Source organism: Vibrio diabolicus (genome assembly GCF_011801455.1).
In the GTDB taxonomy this organism is placed as follows: domain Bacteria; phylum Pseudomonadota; class Gammaproteobacteria; order Enterobacterales; family Vibrionaceae; genus Vibrio; species Vibrio diabolicus.
Map to the genome: position 1 here is coordinate 3,174,268 of NZ_CP042451.1, position 18,528 is coordinate 3,192,795.

An 18,528-nucleotide genomic window follows, 5' to 3' on the forward strand; every position below is an offset into this window, starting at 1 on the left:
AATACGATTCAGTGCTCTTTTTTTATCTTATCTTTTATGCGGATGTGTAGTGTTTGATTACACCCACTGACCCGCGACAAAGCCGCTCGACCAGCACCACTGAAAATTGTAGCCCCCTAACCAGCCAGTCACATCCATCACTTCGCCAATGAAGTACAGCCCTTTGATGTCTTTGCATTCCATGGTTTTCGAAGATAAGTGATCGGTATCCACACCGCCTAGTGTCACTTCCGCGGTTCGGTAGCCTTCAGTGCCATTCGGGGCGATATCCCAATGTTCTAAGCGCGCCACAATCGCCGCAAGCTCCTTTTGATTGAACTGCTTTAGCGGTTTATCGACCAGCTCTTTACGTTCAATCAAGACTTCAACCAAGCGCTTTGGTAGCACTTTAGCGAGCGTATTTTTGAGCGACTGATTCGGATGCTTTTCACGGCTGCGTTCTAATAACTCGGCAACATCATCGTTTGGCACCAGATTAATCGACACCTTTTGCCCCGCTCGCCAGAATGATGAAATCTGTAAAACGGCTGGGCCAGATAAACCACGATGTGTGAACAACAGGGCTTCTTTGAACATGGTGCCATCTTCAGCTGTAATTTCCGCAGGTACCGCGATACCAGATAACTCAGCAAAATCTTCTTTGTCTTCTTTATGCAACGTAAATGGCACCAGCCCTGCCGTAGTTGGGATAACTCGAAGACCAAATTGTTCCGCGACTTTATAACCAAATGGTGTCGCCCCCAGTTTTGGCATCGACAAGCCACCTGTTGCGATAACTAAAGACTCACACTCAACTGGCTCGGTACCCGCGTGCAAACGAAAACCTTCATCGATTTTCTCAATTGAGTGAACATCGCATTGGTAACGCTGCTCGATATTCGGCATGTCACACTCAGCCAACAGCATCTTCACGATGTCTTTAGCCGTAAACGCATCGACACAAAACAGCTGACCGTGATCGCGCTCTTCAAATTCAATACCATGCTTACACACCATCGAGATAAAATCCCAGTTGGTGTATTGAGAAAGCGCCGACTTAACGAAATGCGGGTTTTGGCATAGGTAGTTGCTGGCTGAGACGTCGTAATTAGTGAAGTTACAACGGCCACCGCCTGAGATAAGGATTTTACGTCCTGGCTTTTTAGCATGATCGAGCACCAAAACACGGCGGCCTCGCTTGCCGGCTTCTGCAGCACACATCAAACCCGCTGCACCTGCGCCAATTACAACAACATCAAATTTCTTACTCATCGGTAGCTCTTAGACTGATTGGGATCGAATCGAAATAAAAAAGGATGTGCACATTGCACATCCTTGCTTTCTAGGCGCGACATTCTACCGACAAATCTCGAAGGGGAAAAGCGCTTAAACGGTAAGCGCTATGCATGCCCGTACAATCCTAGGAGATTAACTCGCTAGATTATTGATTCTTTAAAGAATGAAGGCCGCGAGTAGGGTAACACCGAGTAAAGCGGTCGATAAAACAAATAGCTCACGCACCCTTTCACACTTACCAGTAAAAATTTCATCGTGGTGATGGTGATATTCTTTACTTTTGATGTAGTGGAACAAACGCACCTGTTTAGTGACATTTCCATGGGTGGTAAAAAAGCCATTGCCATCAACTTGCTGATATAACAACGGATGCGCTTCACGCATGATGTAAATTAGAGAACGAAGAGCGGTGAGATACCGGATCATATTGACTCCAGTTACCACCATTAGCGCAAATAAGATTGTGTCTCCACTGATCATCTTTTCCTCCCTACATCTTCAACAATGCTCAAGAGAAAAAGACGATCAATGCTTCGTCTTTACCCGCTACTTATAGCGTCAAAAAACGCGTTTACGCAGCTGGAGCATCCATGATTGAAGATGAACCTTCTTTCGCCATTTGTGCTAGATCTTTGTCGATGAAGAACAATGCTTTACCATCTTCACCTACTAATTCGATCTTATCTAAAATCCCTTTAAACAACTTCTCTTCTTCGTGCTGTTCAGACACGTACCACTGTAGGAAGTTAAACGTTGAGTAGTCTTGGCTAGTAAATGCAACATGTGCCAATTTATTGATTTTTTCCGTGATCATTTGCTCATGTTCGAAGGTCTCGCGGAAAACATCACCTAAGCTAGCAAAATCATGCTTTGGTGCATCAATAGCGCCCAAAATTGGCATTGAGCCAGTTTCACTTACGTAGGTGAATAGGCGTTGCATGTGCTCCATTTCTTCTACGGCGTGAGCGCGTAAAAATTCAGCCGCACCTTCAAAACCTTTGTCTTCACACCAAGCACTCATTTGTAAGTATAGATTGGATGAGAAAAATTCTAGGTTAATTTGCTCATTCAATTGTTCGACCATAGTTTGAGACAGCATGTTAACTCCTATTAATGTGCATGCAATATACCCAAGTAACCTCGAGATAAACGACGCCGCGAGATTGACTTGCTCTACATCAGAGGCAAGGTTTTACTTGAACTATAGTCAGTAACGGAGCGCTGAACTCCGCATCTCAAAGTCACTTGGGTATAACGCCACTATAACATGATTACTGAGACAAGACTTTGTACCTACGACACTGATATGAGATCACTTCAGCAAATTTTTTTGGGGGTTAGTGCTAATCTAAAACTATGACCTTACAAGGAGATAGCAATATGAGTTACAAACACATACTTGTGGCAGTCGACCTGTCAGACGACAGTAAAGTGTTGATTAAAAAAGCCGTATCACTGGCTAAACCTCTGGATGCGAAAGTCTCTTTTATTCACATCGACGTGAACTACGCAGAGCTCTACACCGGGCTTATCGACATCAATATGGCAGAAGCGCAACATCAAGCGATGGAAGCGTCGCGCACACAATTGGCGAATTTCGCAGAATATGCGCAATACCCAATAGCCCATACGTTGGTCGGTAGTGGCGATTTGAGTAATGAGCTGTGCGATACCATTCAAGATTACAGTATCGACTTGGTGGTTTGTGGTCATCACCAAGATTTCTGGAGCAAGATTCTGTCTTCGACTCGACAACTGATTAACTGCTCTCCAGTCGATATGCTGGTCGTACCGCTAAAAGACTGATTGGCGCGACGTTAAAACTTGGTTAGACTGCGGGCACATTTGTTGTTGATAAAGATTCTCATCCATGGCTTATCTATCCGCAGTTACCCTACTTTGGGCATTCTCATTTAGCCTGATCGGCGTTTACCTCGCTGGTCAGGTTGATTCTTGGTTCTCGGTGTTCATGCGCGTGGCACTGGCGAGTCTGGTTTTCATTCCCTTTTTAAAATTCCGTGGCGTTAGCAAATCCCTAATCGCGAAACTGATGACGGTCGGTGGCTTTCAGCTTGGTCTGATGTACTGCTTCTACTACCAATCTTTTTTGCTCCTTTCCGTGCCAGAAGTATTGCTGTTCACCGTATTCACACCCATTTACGTCACGCTGATCTATGACTTCTTGAAAGGTCGCTTTTCACCTTGGTATTTGGTTACCGCGGCGATTGCTGTATTTGGCGCAGCCTGGATTAAGTTTGCAGGCATTAATGAAGACTTCCTGCTGGGCTTTTTGGTCGTACAAGGAGCAAACCTCTGTTTTGCCATTGGTCAGGTAGGCTACAAATACATCATGGAAAGTGAGCCGGTTGATTTGCCACAACACACCGTGTTTGGTTACTTCTACTTAGGTGCGCTTTGTGTAGCAACCGTGGCTTTCGCTCTGATGGGCAACCTCGACAAACTACCCACCACCGCAACGCAATGGGGCATTCTGACGTACCTTGGTTTAATTGCTTCCGGTTTTGGTTACTTCGCGTGGAACAAAGGCGCAACCATGGTAAACGCAGGAGCACTTGCAGTAATGAACAACGCGTTAGTGCCAGCAGGTTTGATTGTGAACATTGTGATTTGGAACCGCGATGTTGATGTCATGCGACTCGCCATTGGCGGTGCGATCATCATGCTATCGCTATGGATTAACGAAACCTGGGTGAAAAAGCGCGTCGAAATGAGCTACGCCAAGAAGTAAAGCGACCGCTCCCAACACACATACCGACAATAAAAAACGCTCTCCAACTGGAGAGCGTTTTTTTGGATTAGATTAATGCACTTTGACTTGCGAGCTTGTGCTCATCAACGCATTAGGTGGCGTTGATAGCAACACCTCTAGCTTGGCATTGCGCGCTTCAAGCTTGCGCTGACGCTTAAGTAACTTTTGTTGTTTTTTCGCTACTTTTAACAACTTCTTCTGCTGCTTATAATGCTTTTTCAGTGCTTTTTTCGCTTTCTTAAGCGATTTTTTATCCGCTAAATCAAACCATACTGGTGCGTCGGTTCTTACTGGCTCCAGGGATTTTTCGGCTTGCTTTTTCTCTTTCACGCGCTCAACAACACGCTTCACAATCGCTGCTTTTTCGTTGCTTTGTTTTGTTGTCACAGGAATCGGTTGTACTGGCAGCGCTTCAGCCAATAAGCCACATGATTGTTGCTCGTTCAATGGCTTGTCTTGGCATTTTTGCGGCGGAATAGCGGCTGGCTTACACAGGGTATCTTTGGCCGCTGAAGAACGTGCGCAAGAGCGACAAACAAACTTTGGTGCGACAACTAAACGATGGATGTCGCCAAGCTCCGCCGCGATTTGTTTACGACTCATTTTACATAAGCGTTTAGCCATTCTACTACTCCAGCTTCCCAATAATCGACCGCATCACAACAAGTGAAATAATAATAATTCTTAGTTAGATATACAGTCAGGGAGGAGAATTAGCAAGAGAAAACTATCAGTAACGATTCAGAAAGAGAGGCTTTATCACAGCACGATACACCGTACTGTGACAAGAAAAGTTGAGCGGTCAGGAAGTTATGCCATTGAGGCTTTAACATAGACATCAAAGCGATTTTTTTTGGTTTCAATCGCCATGGTCGGCTTTTGCTCGTTCAACCAGTTTGCATAGTCTGGGCGCTTCACCACCACGCGTTTTGTGGCTAACGCCATGGCAGGATCTAGCAAACCATCGGCGTCCAAATCGGCGCCAACCAACGATTGGAAAACGCGCATCTCTTTTTTTACGAGCGCCGATTTCTTCTTGTTTTCTGGGTGCGGATACATAGGGTCGAGATACACCACATCTGGCTGAACAAAGTCTTCATCTTGTGCCAGCTGTTCCAATGCATCATGACTGGAGGCATGGATCAGCGACATACGCTCTGATACCCAAGTTCCAATTTCAGGGTCTTGTTTCGCACGCGCTAACCCGTCATCCAGCAACGCTGCGACTACCGGGTGTCGCTCCACCATCTGTACCTTACAGCCGAGCGAAGCCAAAACGAATGCGTCACGTCCCAGCCCCGCCGTGCCGTCTAGAACGGTTGGCGTTGCCCCTTTGTTCAAACCTGCGGCTTTTGCGATGGCTTGGCCCTTACCACCACCAAATTTTCGGCGATGCCCCACTGCGCCACCAATTAAATCGACAAAAATAGCGCCCAACTTTGGCTCATCCACTTTACGCAGCTCTAAACGCTCGGTGGTCAACACCAAAGCAAAATCGCTCTCGTCAGTGTGAGAAAGCTGCCAGCGCGCAGCCAGTTCATCCAGATGAGGTTGTTGAGACGGGTCTTCACAGATCAATTGCAGTTGCAAAAGGAGGCTCCAATAAAAAATCGCGGTAACTGGCGCTGAGTGTATACCTAAGTTACCTCTCAATGCTAGGTTGAGCTTGATATGACAAGACTACTCAGCCGTCAGTCGCTCAACTAACTCAGAAAGCGGTTGAGGATGCCCAATACCGTAGCCTTGGCCATAATCCACACCAAGATCGATCAAATGCTGCATGACTTGTTCGTTTTCGACAAACTCCGCCACCGTCACTTTGCCTAGCTGTTTTGCCAGATCATTGATCGAGCGAACCATCACACGGTCCATTTCATTTACGTTGATATCTCGCACGAAAAGACCATCAATTTTCACGATATCAACGGGAAGTTTCTTTAAGTAACCAAATGAAGACAAGCCCGAGCCGAAATCATCCAATGCAATCATGCAACCCAACGCTTTGAGCTTGGTGAAGAGCTCAATGGCTTGCTCAAGATTACTCATCGCTGCTGTCTCGGTGATTTCTAGACAGATTTTTTCACACGGCATGGACGAACGTTCCAATCGCTCCAATAAGAAATCGATAAACTCTTGATTCCCCATAGATTGACCTGAAAGGTTTATCGAACAACGACCGAGTTTTTCAACCACCTCCGGGCGTTGCTCAAACCATTCTAGCGTTTGAGTAATGACCTGTTTATCAATCCAATGCGCAATGTTGTAGCGCTCGGAAGCCGGAATAAACAGTGCAGGAGAAACATAATCACCATATCCATTGCGAATGCGCACTAAAATCTCAAAATACATCTGAGCATCGTGCTGTTGTAAGCTTTTGATCGGTTGAGCAAACAACTCTAAACGCTGATTCGACAATGCCTCATGCACCAAATTGACGCTCTGCATTTCCATCTGGCGACGTTGTAGCTCTTCGTTATCTAAGCTGAACAGATTGTAGCGGTTACGGCCTTGCTCCTTGGCGGCATGACACGCAGAGTCCGCTTGAGCGTGCACCATTTGCGGCGTCTCTGCCGTATGATCGATGATACGAATACCAATAGAACAACTGATGAACAAGCGTGTATCTTCCCAAATAAAGAGATGTTCACTCAACGTCGAGATGATCAGTTTAGCGATATTAATCGCGCCGTATTCGTCGCAATCTTTGAGTAGTACCGCAAACTCATCGCCTCCCATTCGAGCCAAGATGGAATTGTATGGCAACACTTCCTCTAACATGCTGGCACAAAATTGAATCGCCGCGTCACCCGCATCATGCCCAACCGTATCATTGAGGACTTTTAGCTGATCTAAGTCGAGGTACAGCATGGCGTGGACGCGACGATGGCTGTCCACCTCACGCAGTGCGGTCTTGAGCTCTAGTTCAAAGTGGTTTCGGTTATAAGTCCCTGTCAGTAAGTCATAGCGCGCTTGATATTCCAGTTTCTCGGAAAGCTGTTTAGTTTCTGTAATATCTTCGCCCACAATCAACAGCTGATCAGATTCACTCAGTGGACGAATGTTCTCGCGTACCCAAACACGATGACCGTTTGCATGGCGATACTCGACTTCACGTCGCCAGACCCCATGCACCTGTTGATTGGGTTGCAATAGCACTTGGCGAGGAAACAGTACCTTGTCATCAAAATAAAACTCCCTTAGGCGGTGTCCGAGCATGTCCATCGGTTTGTAGCCAAGGAGTAGCTGAGCAAATCGATTCACTTCTTGAATGCGGTTATTGCTGTCGAGTGTCACCATCATGACGGGCTGTTGCTCATAATAGTTACGCAGGGTTGATTCGCGTTGATAGAGCTTATCTTCCATCAACTTACGACTAGTGATATCGCGCGCTTCAAACAAGTATTGCTTTTGATTTCCTACTTGCTGAGAAAAAGGCTTGAGTGAAATTTCCAACACCAATGTACCGTGCTCTTTACTCCAAATTTCAGCCTCAAACGTCGACACTTGATGGTGAGGCGCGTGGAAATACGCCTCAAGCAACGCTTGTGCTTTCTCACTCCAATTGGGATGAAACCAAAGTGGTCGGTCTAAACGCAGCCCTTGGTGATACAGCAAAGATTGCAGGTGATCGTTGCCCGATTTAAGTACACCGTTGGCATCCAAAATGCCCATATACTGCATGCTCTGATCAAAAATCGACTCTAAGATGGCTTGGCTTTCTCGCGCGGCACTCTCGCTGCGACGCATCCGCTGTAAATAGTAACCCATCAACAAAATGACCACCGACATCACCACAAACAGGCTACCAAACAAGCGAATTTCTTTGGCAAAACGCTCAGAAAACTTCATCGGTTTATTAAAAAATACCGCAGAGACCTCTTGCTCAGCACCCAGCCCCCAGCGCACTACAGCTTGATAATCGAGCTTGATTTCAGAATCACTTTTCTTCACGGCTGGCAGAGCTTGGTCAGGGTTATCCAACACAAACTCAAGTATCTCAGCACTCTCTATGCCATGCCGATAACCACTTTGGATCACGCCACCAACCGCACCGTGCCCTAAGCCAATGTCGTGCACCATAAACAGCGGCGCATTTGAGGCTCTGTTAACGCCAATCCAGTCACGTTCACTGCCAACCACACCCTGTTTATCTCGGTAATAAGTCCAAAACAAGACGACTTTATCTTTATTCAGCTTCGCCACTTGTTGCTTTAAGTCAATGATACTATCGGGAATAACTTGCACGATTTTGTCGCGATATTGCGGATGTTCATGTACAAAATCGTCGATTTGATAGCGTAATACCTCTCCCGTTACGGAATGGTCACTGACAATAAGAATTTGGGTGTAATCAGGGTGTAGTCGCTCTATGAGGGCTAAATTTGCCTCCAAATCGACATCTTCTGTTACTCCTGTTGCGTTCAGAGATTGGTGCAAAGAAGGATGATAATTGTTGATGCCGTTAAATATAACCGGAGTGTCTTTGATGATTGGCGCCAAACGCTGCATCAGTTCAAGCGCGTTGTTATCACTCACTAAAATGGCATCGAATCGTTCTTTGCTCAATTTCGTACGATATAAGGATTCAAGCTGAGCGAAAAACTGCTCACTCTGGTTACGTTTCGAGTCTAAATAGAGCACACGCATATCCAGCGATCGATCACCCAATTGCTGCTCGATACCTCGCTGTATGGAATCCGTCCAGAAAAAACCTTGATGATAGGAGTGCACGACCAAAACTTTCGGATCTGAGGCCGCGGCAAACGCGCTCCAACATAGCGCGACAATAACCAGAAAACGCTGCACATTATCTCCATAGCTCGGAGTTAACCCGCAGTTACTCCTGCCAAACCTTGTGAATCCTATCCGCTATGAGTATAAAAGGGAGGTAAAACTCTATCCCTAACGGAAATAATAGTATGAATGCGAGCCTGCCGAAACTCGACGACCTTGACCGCGCAATATTAAAAACACTGATGGCTGACGCCAGAACGCCCTACGCAGAAATGGCAAAGCAGTTCGATGTCAGCCCTGCCACTATCCATGTGCGTATTGAGAAGATGAAATCGGCTGACATCATCGAAGGAACGGAGGTGATCGTAAATACCAAAAAGCTCGGCTACGATGTGTGCTGCTTCATTGGTATTAACCTAAACGCAGCTCGCGATTACCATTCCGCGCTAGAAAAACTCAACGCGCTCGACGAAGTCGTTGAAGCTTACTACACCACGGGCGCGTATAACATATTCGTCAAATTGATGTGCAAATCGATTGAAGAACTGCAATTTGTGCTGATTGATAAGCTGCAAGCCATTGATGAGGTTCAGTCTACGGAAACATTGATATCGCTGCAGAACCCAATTAACCGCAGTGTGAATCCGTGAATTTTTTATAAAAAATGGACAAAAAAGGCCAACCGAATGGTTGGCCTTAGTATTTTTGGAAAGACAGCGTGCGCTTACGCTGCAATACCAGAATGGCGCAATAGCGCATCAATTTGTGGTTCACGACCACGGAAGCGCTTAAACAGCTCCATTGGCTCTTCACTGCCACCCATTTCTAAGATGTTGTTCAGGAAGCTTTGACCCGTTTCTTTGTTGAAGATACCTTCTTCTTCAAAGCGAGAATACGCGTCTGACGACAGCACTTCCGCCCACAGATAGCTGTAGTAACCCGCGCTGTAACCACCAGCGAAGATGTGACCGAAGCTGTGCGAGAAGCGCGCCCACTCAACTGCTGGAACCACCGCAACTTTCTCTTTCACTTTCGCCAGCGTTTCTAAAACGCGTGCACCCACTTCTGGGTCGTATTCGGTGTGCAGAGTAAAGTCGAACAAACCGAATTCTAGCTGACGCAAAATACCCATCGCCGACTGGAAGTTTTTCGCCGCGAGCATCTTATCTAGCATCACTTTTGGCAACGGCTCGCCTGTCTCATAGTGACCAGAAATGAACGCCAGTGCGTCTTCTTCCCAACACCAGTTTTCCAGGAACTGACTTGGCAATTCAACCGCATCCCAAGGTACGCCATTAATGCCTGATACCGCGCCAGTTTCTACTTGCGTCAGCATGTGGTGGATTCCATGACCAAACTCATGGAATAGCGTCACAACTTCATCGTGCGTGAACAGTGCTGGCTTGTCGCCCACTGGACGGTTGAAGTTACACGTTAGGTACGCCACCGGCGTTTGCAGTTCACCAGAGAGCGTAATACGACGACCACGACAATCGTCCATCCACGCGCCGCCACGTTTGTGTTCACGTGCATAGAGATCTAGGTAGAAACTGCCACGGAGTGTGCCTTCAGCATCAAAGATATCGAAAAAGCGCACAGATTCGTGCCAAGTGTCTACGCCTTCGCGCTCGGTAACGGTCATGCCAAACACGCGGTTTAGCACTTCAAACAGACCGCTCACGACTTTTGACTCTGGGAAGTATGGGCGCAGCTCTTCGTCCGAGATTTGGAACAAGTGCTGTTTTTGCTTCTCGCTGTAGTAAGCGATATCCCACACGTTCAGCTCTTCAACGCCAAATTCGCTCTTAGTAAACTGACGCAACTCTTCAATTTCGCGCTCACCCTGCGGTTTCGCACGTGTCGCTAAGTCATTTAGGAAGCCAAGCACTTGAGCCGGAGTTTCTGCCATTTTCGTCGCCAACGACTTCTCACTGAAGGTGTTGAAGCCCAGCATACGTGCGATTTCATGACGCAGTTTTAGCTGCTCAGTAATGATTTCTGAGTTGTCCCATTTGCCTGCGTTTGGACCACGATCAGAAGCGCGCGTCACGTACGCTTCGTACACTTCTTTACGCAACTCTTGGTTGTCGCAGTACGTCATGACAGGTAGGTAAGATGGGATATCCAGCGTGATCAGGTAGCCATCGAGCTCTTTTGCTTCTGCAGCGGCTTTTGCTGCTGCCAACGCCGATTCTGGCATACCCGCGAGGTCTTTCTCATCCGTGATGTGCTTGGTCCAACCCATGGTGGCATCCAGCACATTGTTGGAGAATTTAGAGCTCAGCTCAGACATGCGTTTGCTGATCTCGCCGTAACGGTGCTGCTCGTCTGATGGCAAGCCAATGCCCGATAATTCGAAGTCACGTAGCGCATCGGTGATGGTTTTCTGCTGGGCACGCGTTAGCGTTGCAAATTCTTCGCTCGCTTTGATGGTCTTGTACGCTTCGTACAGGCCTTTGTGCTGACCAACCCAAGTGCCGTATTCCGACAAAATTGGTAGGCAGCTTTCGTACGCTTCACGCAGAGCTTCGCTGTTCACCACAGAGTTCATGTGGCCAACTGGCGACCAAATGCGGCTCAGACGGTCATCAATTTCTTCTAGAGGAGCAATCACATTTTCCCAAGTTGGGTTGGTGTTGTCTTTTAGCACCTCTTCAACTTTGGCGCGACAATCTGCAATCGCCTGCTCGACAGCAGGTTTAATGTGTTCTGGTTTGATTTGCGAAAACGGAGGTAGGTCCGTAAACGTTAGAAGTGGATTAGACATGAATAATTCCTTTTGTGTTTTGGCTCTATGACTGCCCATAAAATAGGCGGACCCAATGCACAAGTAAGCCGACAACATGGATTGGGGGAGCTCCGTTCCCTTTCTCTATGCTGCGATGACCGGATGATCAACGAGAGCTTGCTCTGTCCTTGAGTCTTATTCTGCCTAAGTGGCAGAGCACTCTATTGGAGCACTGCGATCCCACTTAGGTTCAATATGTTTAGTAAGTATGGGTGACTTAAAGAGATTTCAATAGTGAGCGCATTTTAAGTCGTGCAAAATCAAACGGAGATTCTGCATCTGCAAGGATGTTGGGTATAATACCCTCAACACAGCGAAAATTTATTGTATCTGAAATCACAGACCACACTCAGCCAAAGAGTGTTTCGAGAGTTTAATTTGTTAAGTTACCGCCACAGCTTCCACGCTGGCAACCATGCCGACGTGGTCAAACACATCGTTCAAAGCCTCATTCTTGATGCGCTGAAACAAAAAGATAAGCCATTCGTTTATCACGATACCCACTCGGGTGTGGGCCGTTACGATCTGACTCACGAATGGTCTGAGAAAACGGGCGAATACAAACAAGGCATCGCGCGTATTTGGGATAACCCAAACATTCCTGAAGACATCAAAAGCTACATCGATGCCATCAAAGCACTCAACAACGGCGATAAGCTGCGCTACTACCCAGGCTCACCGCGTGTGGCGCGTGCGCAAATCCGCCCACAAGACCGCATGGTACTGACAGAGCTGCACCCAGCCGATCATCCATTGCTGGAACAAGAATTCCATCGCGACCGCCAAGTCAGCATCTACAAAGAAGATGGCTTTAAGCGTCTAAAAGGCAGCCTACCACCGCAAGAACGTCGTGGCTTGGTACTGATTGACCCGCCATACGAGCTAGCTAAAGAGTACCGCGATGTGGTGCAAGCGATTTACCAAAGCCACAAACGTTGGGCAACCGGTATCTACGCGATTTGGTACCCAGTGGTAAACCGTCACGACATCGAAGACATGATTGAAGGTCTAGAGAGCCTCGGCATTCGTAAGATTCTGCAAATCGAATTGGGTGTCGCACCCGATACCAACGAGCGCGGCATGACGGCATCCGGCATGATTGTGATTAACCCACCGTGGAAACTGGAAAGCCAGATGAAAGAAATTCTGCCATTCCTGCAAGACGCGATCGCACCAGCCACCGGCCACTGGAAAGTGGACTGGATTGTGCCAGAGTAAACACTTCTGCACCGAAACCTCTCAGCGCAACGACATTCTCGTTGCGCTTTTTTATGCTCTCAACCCCGCCGTCTGATCGCGCTTATTCTTCTTTTTATACCTCTCATCGCTATTTGTCATAAGCAATGTCACTTTTTCCCATTTAGGAATTCGTTACATTCGATTTATGATAGTGGGATAACGGTGGCATTGAGTTCAGGCAAGGTCATCCCAATCTATCTATGTACCAGATAAAATTTATAAGCTCTTGGAGAAAGTAATGGCGACTCATTTTGACTATATCTGTATCGGTGGCGGCAGTGGCGGCATCGCATCTGCAAACCGTGCGGCGATGTACGGCGCGAAAGTTGCGCTAATCGAAGCTCAAGATCTCGGTGGTACCTGTGTCAACGTAGGTTGTGTACCGAAGAAAGTGATGTGGCACGGCGCACAAATCGCAGAAGCAATGAACCTGTACGCAGAAGATTACGGTTTTGATGTCGACGTGAAAGGTTTCGACTGGAGCAAACTGGTTGAGAGCCGTCAGGCGTACATTGGTCGTATTCACCAATCTTACGATCGCGTTCTTGGCAACAACAAAGTAAACGTAATTAAAGGCTTTGCTAAGTTTGTTGACGAGAAAACCGTAGAAGTAAACGGTGAACATTATACTGCGGATCACATCCTAATCGCGGTTGGTGGTCGTCCTACTATTCCAAACATTCCAGGCGCTGAATACGGCATCGATTCAAACGGCTTCTTCGACCTAGCAGAGCAACCAAAACGCGTTGCGGTTGTCGGCGCTGGCTACATCGCAGTTGAAATTGCTGGCGTACTGCACGCACTAGGTACAGAAACGCACCTGTTCGTACGTAAAGAGTCACCACTGCGTAGCTTCGATCCAATGATCATCGATACGTTGGTTGAAGTAATGGAAGCAGAAGGCCCAACACTGCATACCCATTCTGTACCAAAAGAAGTGGTAAAAGAAGCCGATGGCAGCCTAACTCTGCACCTAGAAAACGGTGAGAGCCAAAACGTTGACCAACTGATTTGGGCAATCGGTCGTCACCCAGCAACTGACGCAATCAACCTAGCGTCAACTGGCGTTGCAACGAACGAAAAAGGCTACATTAAGGTAGACGAATACCAAGAAACCAACGTGAAAGGCATCTACTGTGTGGGTGACATCATGGAAGGCGGTATCGAGCTAACACCAGTAGCAGTGAAAGCGGGTCGTCAACTTTCTGAGCGTTTGTTCAACAATAAACCAAACGCGAAGATGGACTACGATTTGGTTCCAACTGTGGTATTTAGCCACCCACCAATCGGCACTATCGGTCTTACAACGCAAGAAGCGGAAGAGAAGTACGGCAAAGACAACATCAAAGTCTACACATCTGGCTTTACTGCGATGTACACCGCCGTTACTAAGCACCGTCAACCATGTAAGATGAAGCTTGTATGTGCGGGTGAAGAAGAAACGGTTGTTGGTCTACACGGCATCGGTTTCACGGTAGATGAAATGATCCAAGGCTTCGGCGTAGCAATGAAGATGGGCGCAACCAAAGCAGACTTCGACTCGGTTGTGGCTATCCACCCAACGGGCTCAGAAGAGTTCGTAACGATGCGTTAATTGCGCGCTAATCGCATTGCTGATTTCAGCGAATCATTTGAAAAGGTCACCTTAGGGTGACCTTTTTTTGTTAGCCCATGCTTAACTCGCATTCTCCAATAACGTGCGAATAAACTCGGCTTTGATAGCACTCTCCTGCTTACCGTCATGAATCAGACATAAGTCTGCACGCAGTGACTCTTTCAGCTTGATAAAACGAATCCCATGCCAATGATGCTGAGAAAACGTCGACGGCACCAACGTCACGGTATTGCTGTTTGCTACATATGCCATCAAGGTGCTTGGCTCCACCACTTGTTTGCCAATATGGGGTGAAAAGCCTTCTTGCAGACAGGCATTGATGATGAAGTTTGCCGAGGCAGAATTCGCCAAACTCATAAACGCAAACTCACACGCCTTTAAATCTTGGAGCCGCAGCAAAGATTTGCTGGCTAACTCATGTTGCTCCGACACCGCCACCACAAACACATCTTTGCCCAAAGACACCGACTGATACGGATAAATGTTGAGTGCATCGGCAAAACGTACAATGCCCACGTCGATTTTCTTCTCACTCAGATGCTTCTTTTGCGTCTCTGGGTTAAGGTCAAAAATGTCGGCGTGATAAGTGCTATGCTCAGCATGGAAGCGCTGTAACAAACGATCAAATCCGCCCCAAAATGCACTACTTACCACACCAACTCGCAAGATATTTCTCTGGTTCAAACCCACTTGCTGCACTTGATTGAGTGAGACATCCAAGGTCTGAAAAATCAGTTGGCATTTGGACTCCAACAATCGCCCGGCCTCCGTCAGCATGACGTTTCTTGAATCACGCTCAAACAGTTTGACGTTAAGCACTTCTTCCAACTCTTTGATGCGATTGCTCAACGGCGAATTGGTGATATTGAGATTCTCGGCGGCCTTAGTGAAATGCTTGGTTTGTGCGACCTCGTAAAAGTAACGCAGCATCTTCAGCGTCACGCGCTCAAATGGTTCTGACTTCATGCATTGAGTCCTAGGCGAATTTCATCATCCTCTTTTTAAGGATGATAGTAGCGAATAAAGCAAAGATAACCAGCGCAGAAAGTCACACAATGGAATCAACACATAACCAGAAGGTGACTAACATGAATCACGATCCAGTAATCGGCGCACTACAAACCATTCGCGAACGCAAACCAAACTTCCAACCTAAAGCGGCGTTTATTTTAGGCTCTGGCTTAGGCGTATTGGCAGACGAACTACAAGACAAAGTGGTCATTCCATACGAAGAGCTCGAAGGCTTTCCGGTTAGCACCGTGCAAGGCCACTCTGGTGAGTTGGTGCTTGGTACCATGGGCGGCGTAGACGTAGTGTGCATGAAAGGTCGCGGTCACTACTACGAACACGGCTCAATGAAGGTCATGACCACGCCCGTGCGCACCTTTAAAAAGCTGGGCTGTGAGTTTTTGCTCGTCACCAACGCAGCAGGCTCACTTCGCCCTGAGCGTATTGATGTCGGTTCTCTGGTGGTATTTCATGACCACATCAATACCATGCCTGAATCGCCAATGATCGGTCCGAATGATGAAGAGTACGGCCCGAGGTTCTTCAGCCTCGCCAATGCGTACGACAAAGACCTACGCGCAGAAGCGTTTGAAGTCGGCAAAGCCAATGGTATTCACCTGAATGAAGGCGTGTTTGTCTCTTACACTGGCCCCAACTTTGAGACCGCAGCCGAAATCCGCATGATGCAAATCATCGGTGGTGATATAGTGGGCATGTCGGTCGTGCCAGAAGTGATTTCTGCGGCGCATTGCGGCTTACCCGTATTGGCAGTGTGTGCGATCACCAACATGGCAGAAGGCTTGGGAGATGTAGAATTGTCTCACGCCCAAACATTGAAGTGCGCGAAGCTAGCCGAAGCAGATTTCATTCGCTTTATTAAGCGCTTTATGAAGCATCACTTCTAAAGCTGTTTCATTCCAAAAAGCAAAAGGGTCATCAAGTAACTTGATGACCCTTTTTCGTATCACGTTTTCTAACGTTCGGGGGTATTTCGGCGCCGTTTGTGCGTTTTACTTAACTGCGCGAACCAATTCAGCAATGCCTTCCCAATCGCCGTTGTCCATCATTGCGGTTGGCACCATCCAAGTACCGCCACAAGCTACAACCGATTTCAGCGCTAGATAATCTTCAACGTTGGATGGGCTTACGCCACCTGTTGGCATGAATTCAACTGGGTAAACCGCCGTGAGTGCTTTCAGCATGTTTACGCCGCCTGATGGCTCAGCAGGGAAGAACTTCAACGTACGCAGACCCATTTCCATCGCTTGCTCAACCAAGCTTGGGTTGTTTACACCTGGTACGATAGTCACGCCACGTTGCTGACAGTATTTCACTGTGGTTGGGTTGAAACCTGGGCTAACGATAAAGTCCACGCCCGCTTCGATTGCGATATCCACTTGTTCTGTGGTCAGAACGGTGCCCGCGCCAATCAACAGCTCTGGGTACGCTTCACGCATGATGCGAATCGACTCTGCCGCCGCTTCTGTGCGGAATGTTACTTCAGCACATGGTAAACCGTTTTCTACCAACACTTTTGCCAGTGGCAGAGCGTGTGCTACGTCGTTGATTGCGATAACTGGGACGATTTTGATTTCTCTTAATCGTTGTTCAAGTGTTGTCATGGGGAACCTCTAAAGAATAAAGCTTAATGTTGCGACGATAATAAACGCGATACCACCAAGTAACGTTTCCATTACCGTCCAAGTTTTTAATGTGGTTTTCTCATCCATCTCAAGCAGACGAGAGACCAACCAGAAACCAGAGTCATTGAAGTGAGACAGTACCGTTGCACCACCCGCAATCGCGATTACGATAAAGCAAAGGTCTAGTTCACTCAAACCTGTTGATGCTGCCACAACTGGCGCGATAAGAGCCGCCGTCGTGGTTAGCGCTACGGTTGCCGAGCCTTGAGCAACACGCAGACAGGTTGAAATCACAAACGCCGCCACAATCACAGGCATACCTGTGTCTGTAAGAACGTCAGCCAGTGCATCACCGATACCACTTGAGCGCAGTACGCCGCCAAACATGCCACCTGCGCCCGTTACTAGGATAACACCACAGATTGGAGCCAATGACTCACCACATAATTTTTCTAGTTTTGCCATGCCGTAGTCTTTGGCAAACACAGCCAGACAGACAATCAAAGTAATCAGCAACGCGACTGGGGTTTTACCTAGCATACGTAGGAACTCAACCAGTGCCGTTTTGCCATCAATCAAACCTGCAACCGCCAGTGTGTTCAATACCGTATCCAAACAGATTAGCAGGACTGGCAGCACAAGGATGGTCATAACCGTGCCAAATTTTGGTGCGTTGCGCTCATCCACCATCGCTTCGCCATTAAAGAAGGCTTTAGATAGTGGGATATCGAATTTTTTGCCCGCGTACAAGCCAAATAGGTAAGCGCCAAGGTACCAAGTGGGAATAGCAACCAAAATACCCACCACCAATAGCAGACCGATGTTTGCGCCAAGGAATTCTGCCGCTGCAACCGGACCTGGGTGTGGTGGAACAAACGCGTGCATAACCGCAAAAGCACCGGCAGTAGGCAACGCGTATTTAATTGGTGAGCCACCAAAACGAGCCGCCACACTTAGGATGATTGGCATCATCACTACAAGGCCAGCATCGAAGAAAATTGGGAAGCCAAACAGTAATGAAGCAACGCCCAAAGCAAATGGTGCGCGCTCTTTACCAAAGCGACCAATCAAAGTGTCTGCCAGCACTTTCGCACCGCCAGTCACTTCAAGAATTTTACCGATCATCGCACCAAGACCAACCAGTAATGCCACGGAAGCCAGTGTGCCGCCGAAGCCGCCCATTATGGTCGATACGACTTTCTCAGAAGGAACGCCAGTGGCGATTGCTGTGCCTAAACTCACCATAGTAAGGGAAGCAAAAGCATGGACTTTCAGTTTAATGATCAGAACGAGTAACGCTGCAATGGCAAGGCCTGCAATCGTCAGTAGGAACGTAGGATCTGGGGCTTGGGTTAATTGCTCCATAGGTTCACCTTTAAGAATTATTGTTTGTGTTATGGTTCACATTTATTTCAGTTACCGGTAACATGTTACCGATAACATGAATAAGATAAAC

At 47.5% G+C, this 18,528-nt stretch carries 16 protein-coding genes; 6 read left to right on the forward strand and 10 right to left on the reverse strand.

Going from position 1 to position 18,528, the window contains the following annotated elements:
• Nucleotides 1-57: 57 nt before the first annotated feature.
• From FR741_RS14990 to ftnA, 3 genes are all read right to left on the reverse strand, one after another.
• Nucleotides 58-1,251 carry a BaiN/RdsA family NAD(P)/FAD-dependent oxidoreductase gene (locus tag FR741_RS14990; protein WP_047009370.1) on the reverse strand — a complete coding sequence of 398 codons (1,194 nt, stop codon included), beginning with the start codon at nucleotides 1,249-1,251 and terminating at the stop codon, nucleotides 58-60.
• Between the two features lie 180 nt (nucleotides 1,252-1,431).
• Nucleotides 1,432-1,755 (reverse strand): universal stress protein UspB, encoded by a 324-nt coding sequence (uspB, locus tag FR741_RS14995; RefSeq protein WP_005394407.1) that lies wholly within the window; start codon nucleotides 1,753-1,755, stop codon nucleotides 1,432-1,434.
• 91 nt (nucleotides 1,756-1,846) lie between these two features.
• Nucleotides 1,847-2,374, reverse strand: a complete 528-nt coding sequence (gene ftnA, locus FR741_RS15000) for a non-heme ferritin (protein ID WP_005379167.1) — start codon at nucleotides 2,372-2,374, stop codon at nucleotides 1,847-1,849.
• Nucleotides 2,375-2,655: 281 nt separating this feature from the next.
• Here ftnA and uspA point away from each other — a divergent pair, with 281 nt between their 5' ends.
• Nucleotides 2,656-3,081: a universal stress protein UspA gene (uspA, locus tag FR741_RS15005; RefSeq protein ID WP_005379165.1), complete on the forward strand. Its 426-nt coding sequence runs from the start codon at nucleotides 2,656-2,658 to the stop codon at nucleotides 3,079-3,081.
• A 64-nt stretch (nucleotides 3,082-3,145) separates the two neighbouring features.
• Nucleotides 3,146-4,024: a carboxylate/amino acid/amine transporter gene (locus FR741_RS15010; protein ID WP_006741764.1), complete on the forward strand. Its 879-nt coding sequence runs from the start codon at nucleotides 3,146-3,148 to the stop codon at nucleotides 4,022-4,024.
• A 72-nt stretch (nucleotides 4,025-4,096) separates the two neighbouring features.
• On the opposite strand, the gene FR741_RS15015 is transcribed toward FR741_RS15010, so the two are convergent.
• The 3 genes from FR741_RS15015 to FR741_RS15025 form a co-directional block, all read right to left on the reverse strand.
• Complete coding sequence (locus tag FR741_RS15015; protein WP_046874169.1) at nucleotides 4,097-4,669, reverse strand: hypothetical protein; 573 nt, start codon at nucleotides 4,667-4,669, stop codon at nucleotides 4,097-4,099.
• 186 nt (nucleotides 4,670-4,855) lie between these two features.
• Entirely contained in the window at nucleotides 4,856-5,635 is a 780-nt protein-coding gene (locus tag FR741_RS15020) for a class I SAM-dependent methyltransferase (protein WP_005394395.1), read from the reverse strand.
• 90 nt (nucleotides 5,636-5,725) lie between these two features.
• Complete coding sequence (locus FR741_RS15025; protein WP_005394394.1) at nucleotides 5,726-8,851, reverse strand: EAL domain-containing protein; 3,126 nt, start codon at nucleotides 8,849-8,851, stop codon at nucleotides 5,726-5,728.
• A 113-nt stretch (nucleotides 8,852-8,964) separates the two neighbouring features.
• Here FR741_RS15025 and asnC point away from each other — a divergent pair, with 113 nt between their 5' ends.
• Nucleotides 8,965-9,429, forward strand: a complete 465-nt coding sequence (gene asnC / locus FR741_RS15030) for a transcriptional regulator AsnC (protein ID WP_005394393.1) — start codon at nucleotides 8,965-8,967, stop codon at nucleotides 9,427-9,429.
• A gap of 74 nt (nucleotides 9,430-9,503) precedes the next feature.
• On the opposite strand, the gene prlC is transcribed toward asnC, so the two are convergent.
• Nucleotides 9,504-11,546 (reverse strand): oligopeptidase A, encoded by a 2,043-nt coding sequence (prlC, locus tag FR741_RS15035; RefSeq protein ID WP_167427038.1) that lies wholly within the window; start codon nucleotides 11,544-11,546, stop codon nucleotides 9,504-9,506.
• Nucleotides 11,547-11,945: 399 nt separating this feature from the next.
• On the opposite strand from prlC, the gene FR741_RS15040 reads away from it, so the two are divergent.
• The gene (locus FR741_RS15040; RefSeq protein ID WP_005478729.1) at nucleotides 11,946-12,785 is read left to right on the forward strand and encodes a 23S rRNA (adenine(2030)-N(6))-methyltransferase RlmJ; all 840 of its coding nucleotides are present in this window, start codon (nucleotides 11,946-11,948) and stop codon (nucleotides 12,783-12,785) included.
• Between the two features lie 259 nt (nucleotides 12,786-13,044).
• Nucleotides 13,045-14,400, forward strand: a complete 1,356-nt coding sequence (gene gorA, locus FR741_RS15045) for a glutathione-disulfide reductase (RefSeq protein WP_005478739.1) — start codon at nucleotides 13,045-13,047, stop codon at nucleotides 14,398-14,400.
• 81 nt (nucleotides 14,401-14,481) lie between these two features.
• On the opposite strand, the gene FR741_RS15050 is transcribed toward gorA, so the two are convergent.
• Nucleotides 14,482-15,387, reverse strand: coding sequence for a LysR family transcriptional regulator (locus tag FR741_RS15050; RefSeq protein WP_025622053.1), 906 nt, complete (start codon nucleotides 15,385-15,387; stop codon nucleotides 14,482-14,484).
• A gap of 122 nt (nucleotides 15,388-15,509) precedes the next feature.
• Between FR741_RS15050 and xapA the strand changes: the two genes are divergently transcribed.
• A complete protein-coding gene (xapA, locus tag FR741_RS15055) occupies nucleotides 15,510-16,334 on the forward strand; it encodes a xanthosine phosphorylase (protein WP_167427039.1) in 825 nt (274 codons plus the stop codon).
• 105 nt (nucleotides 16,335-16,439) lie between these two features.
• On the opposite strand, the gene FR741_RS15060 is transcribed toward xapA, so the two are convergent.
• Both FR741_RS15060 and FR741_RS15065 read right to left on the reverse strand, forming a co-directional pair.
• A complete protein-coding gene (locus FR741_RS15060; RefSeq protein ID WP_005394384.1) occupies nucleotides 16,440-17,051 on the reverse strand; it encodes a bifunctional 4-hydroxy-2-oxoglutarate aldolase/2-dehydro-3-deoxy-phosphogluconate aldolase in 612 nt (203 codons plus the stop codon).
• Between the two features lie 9 nt (nucleotides 17,052-17,060).
• Nucleotides 17,061-18,437, reverse strand: coding sequence for a GntP family permease (locus FR741_RS15065; protein ID WP_167427040.1), 1,377 nt, complete (start codon nucleotides 18,435-18,437; stop codon nucleotides 17,061-17,063).
• Between the last annotated feature and the right edge of the window lie 91 nt (nucleotides 18,438-18,528).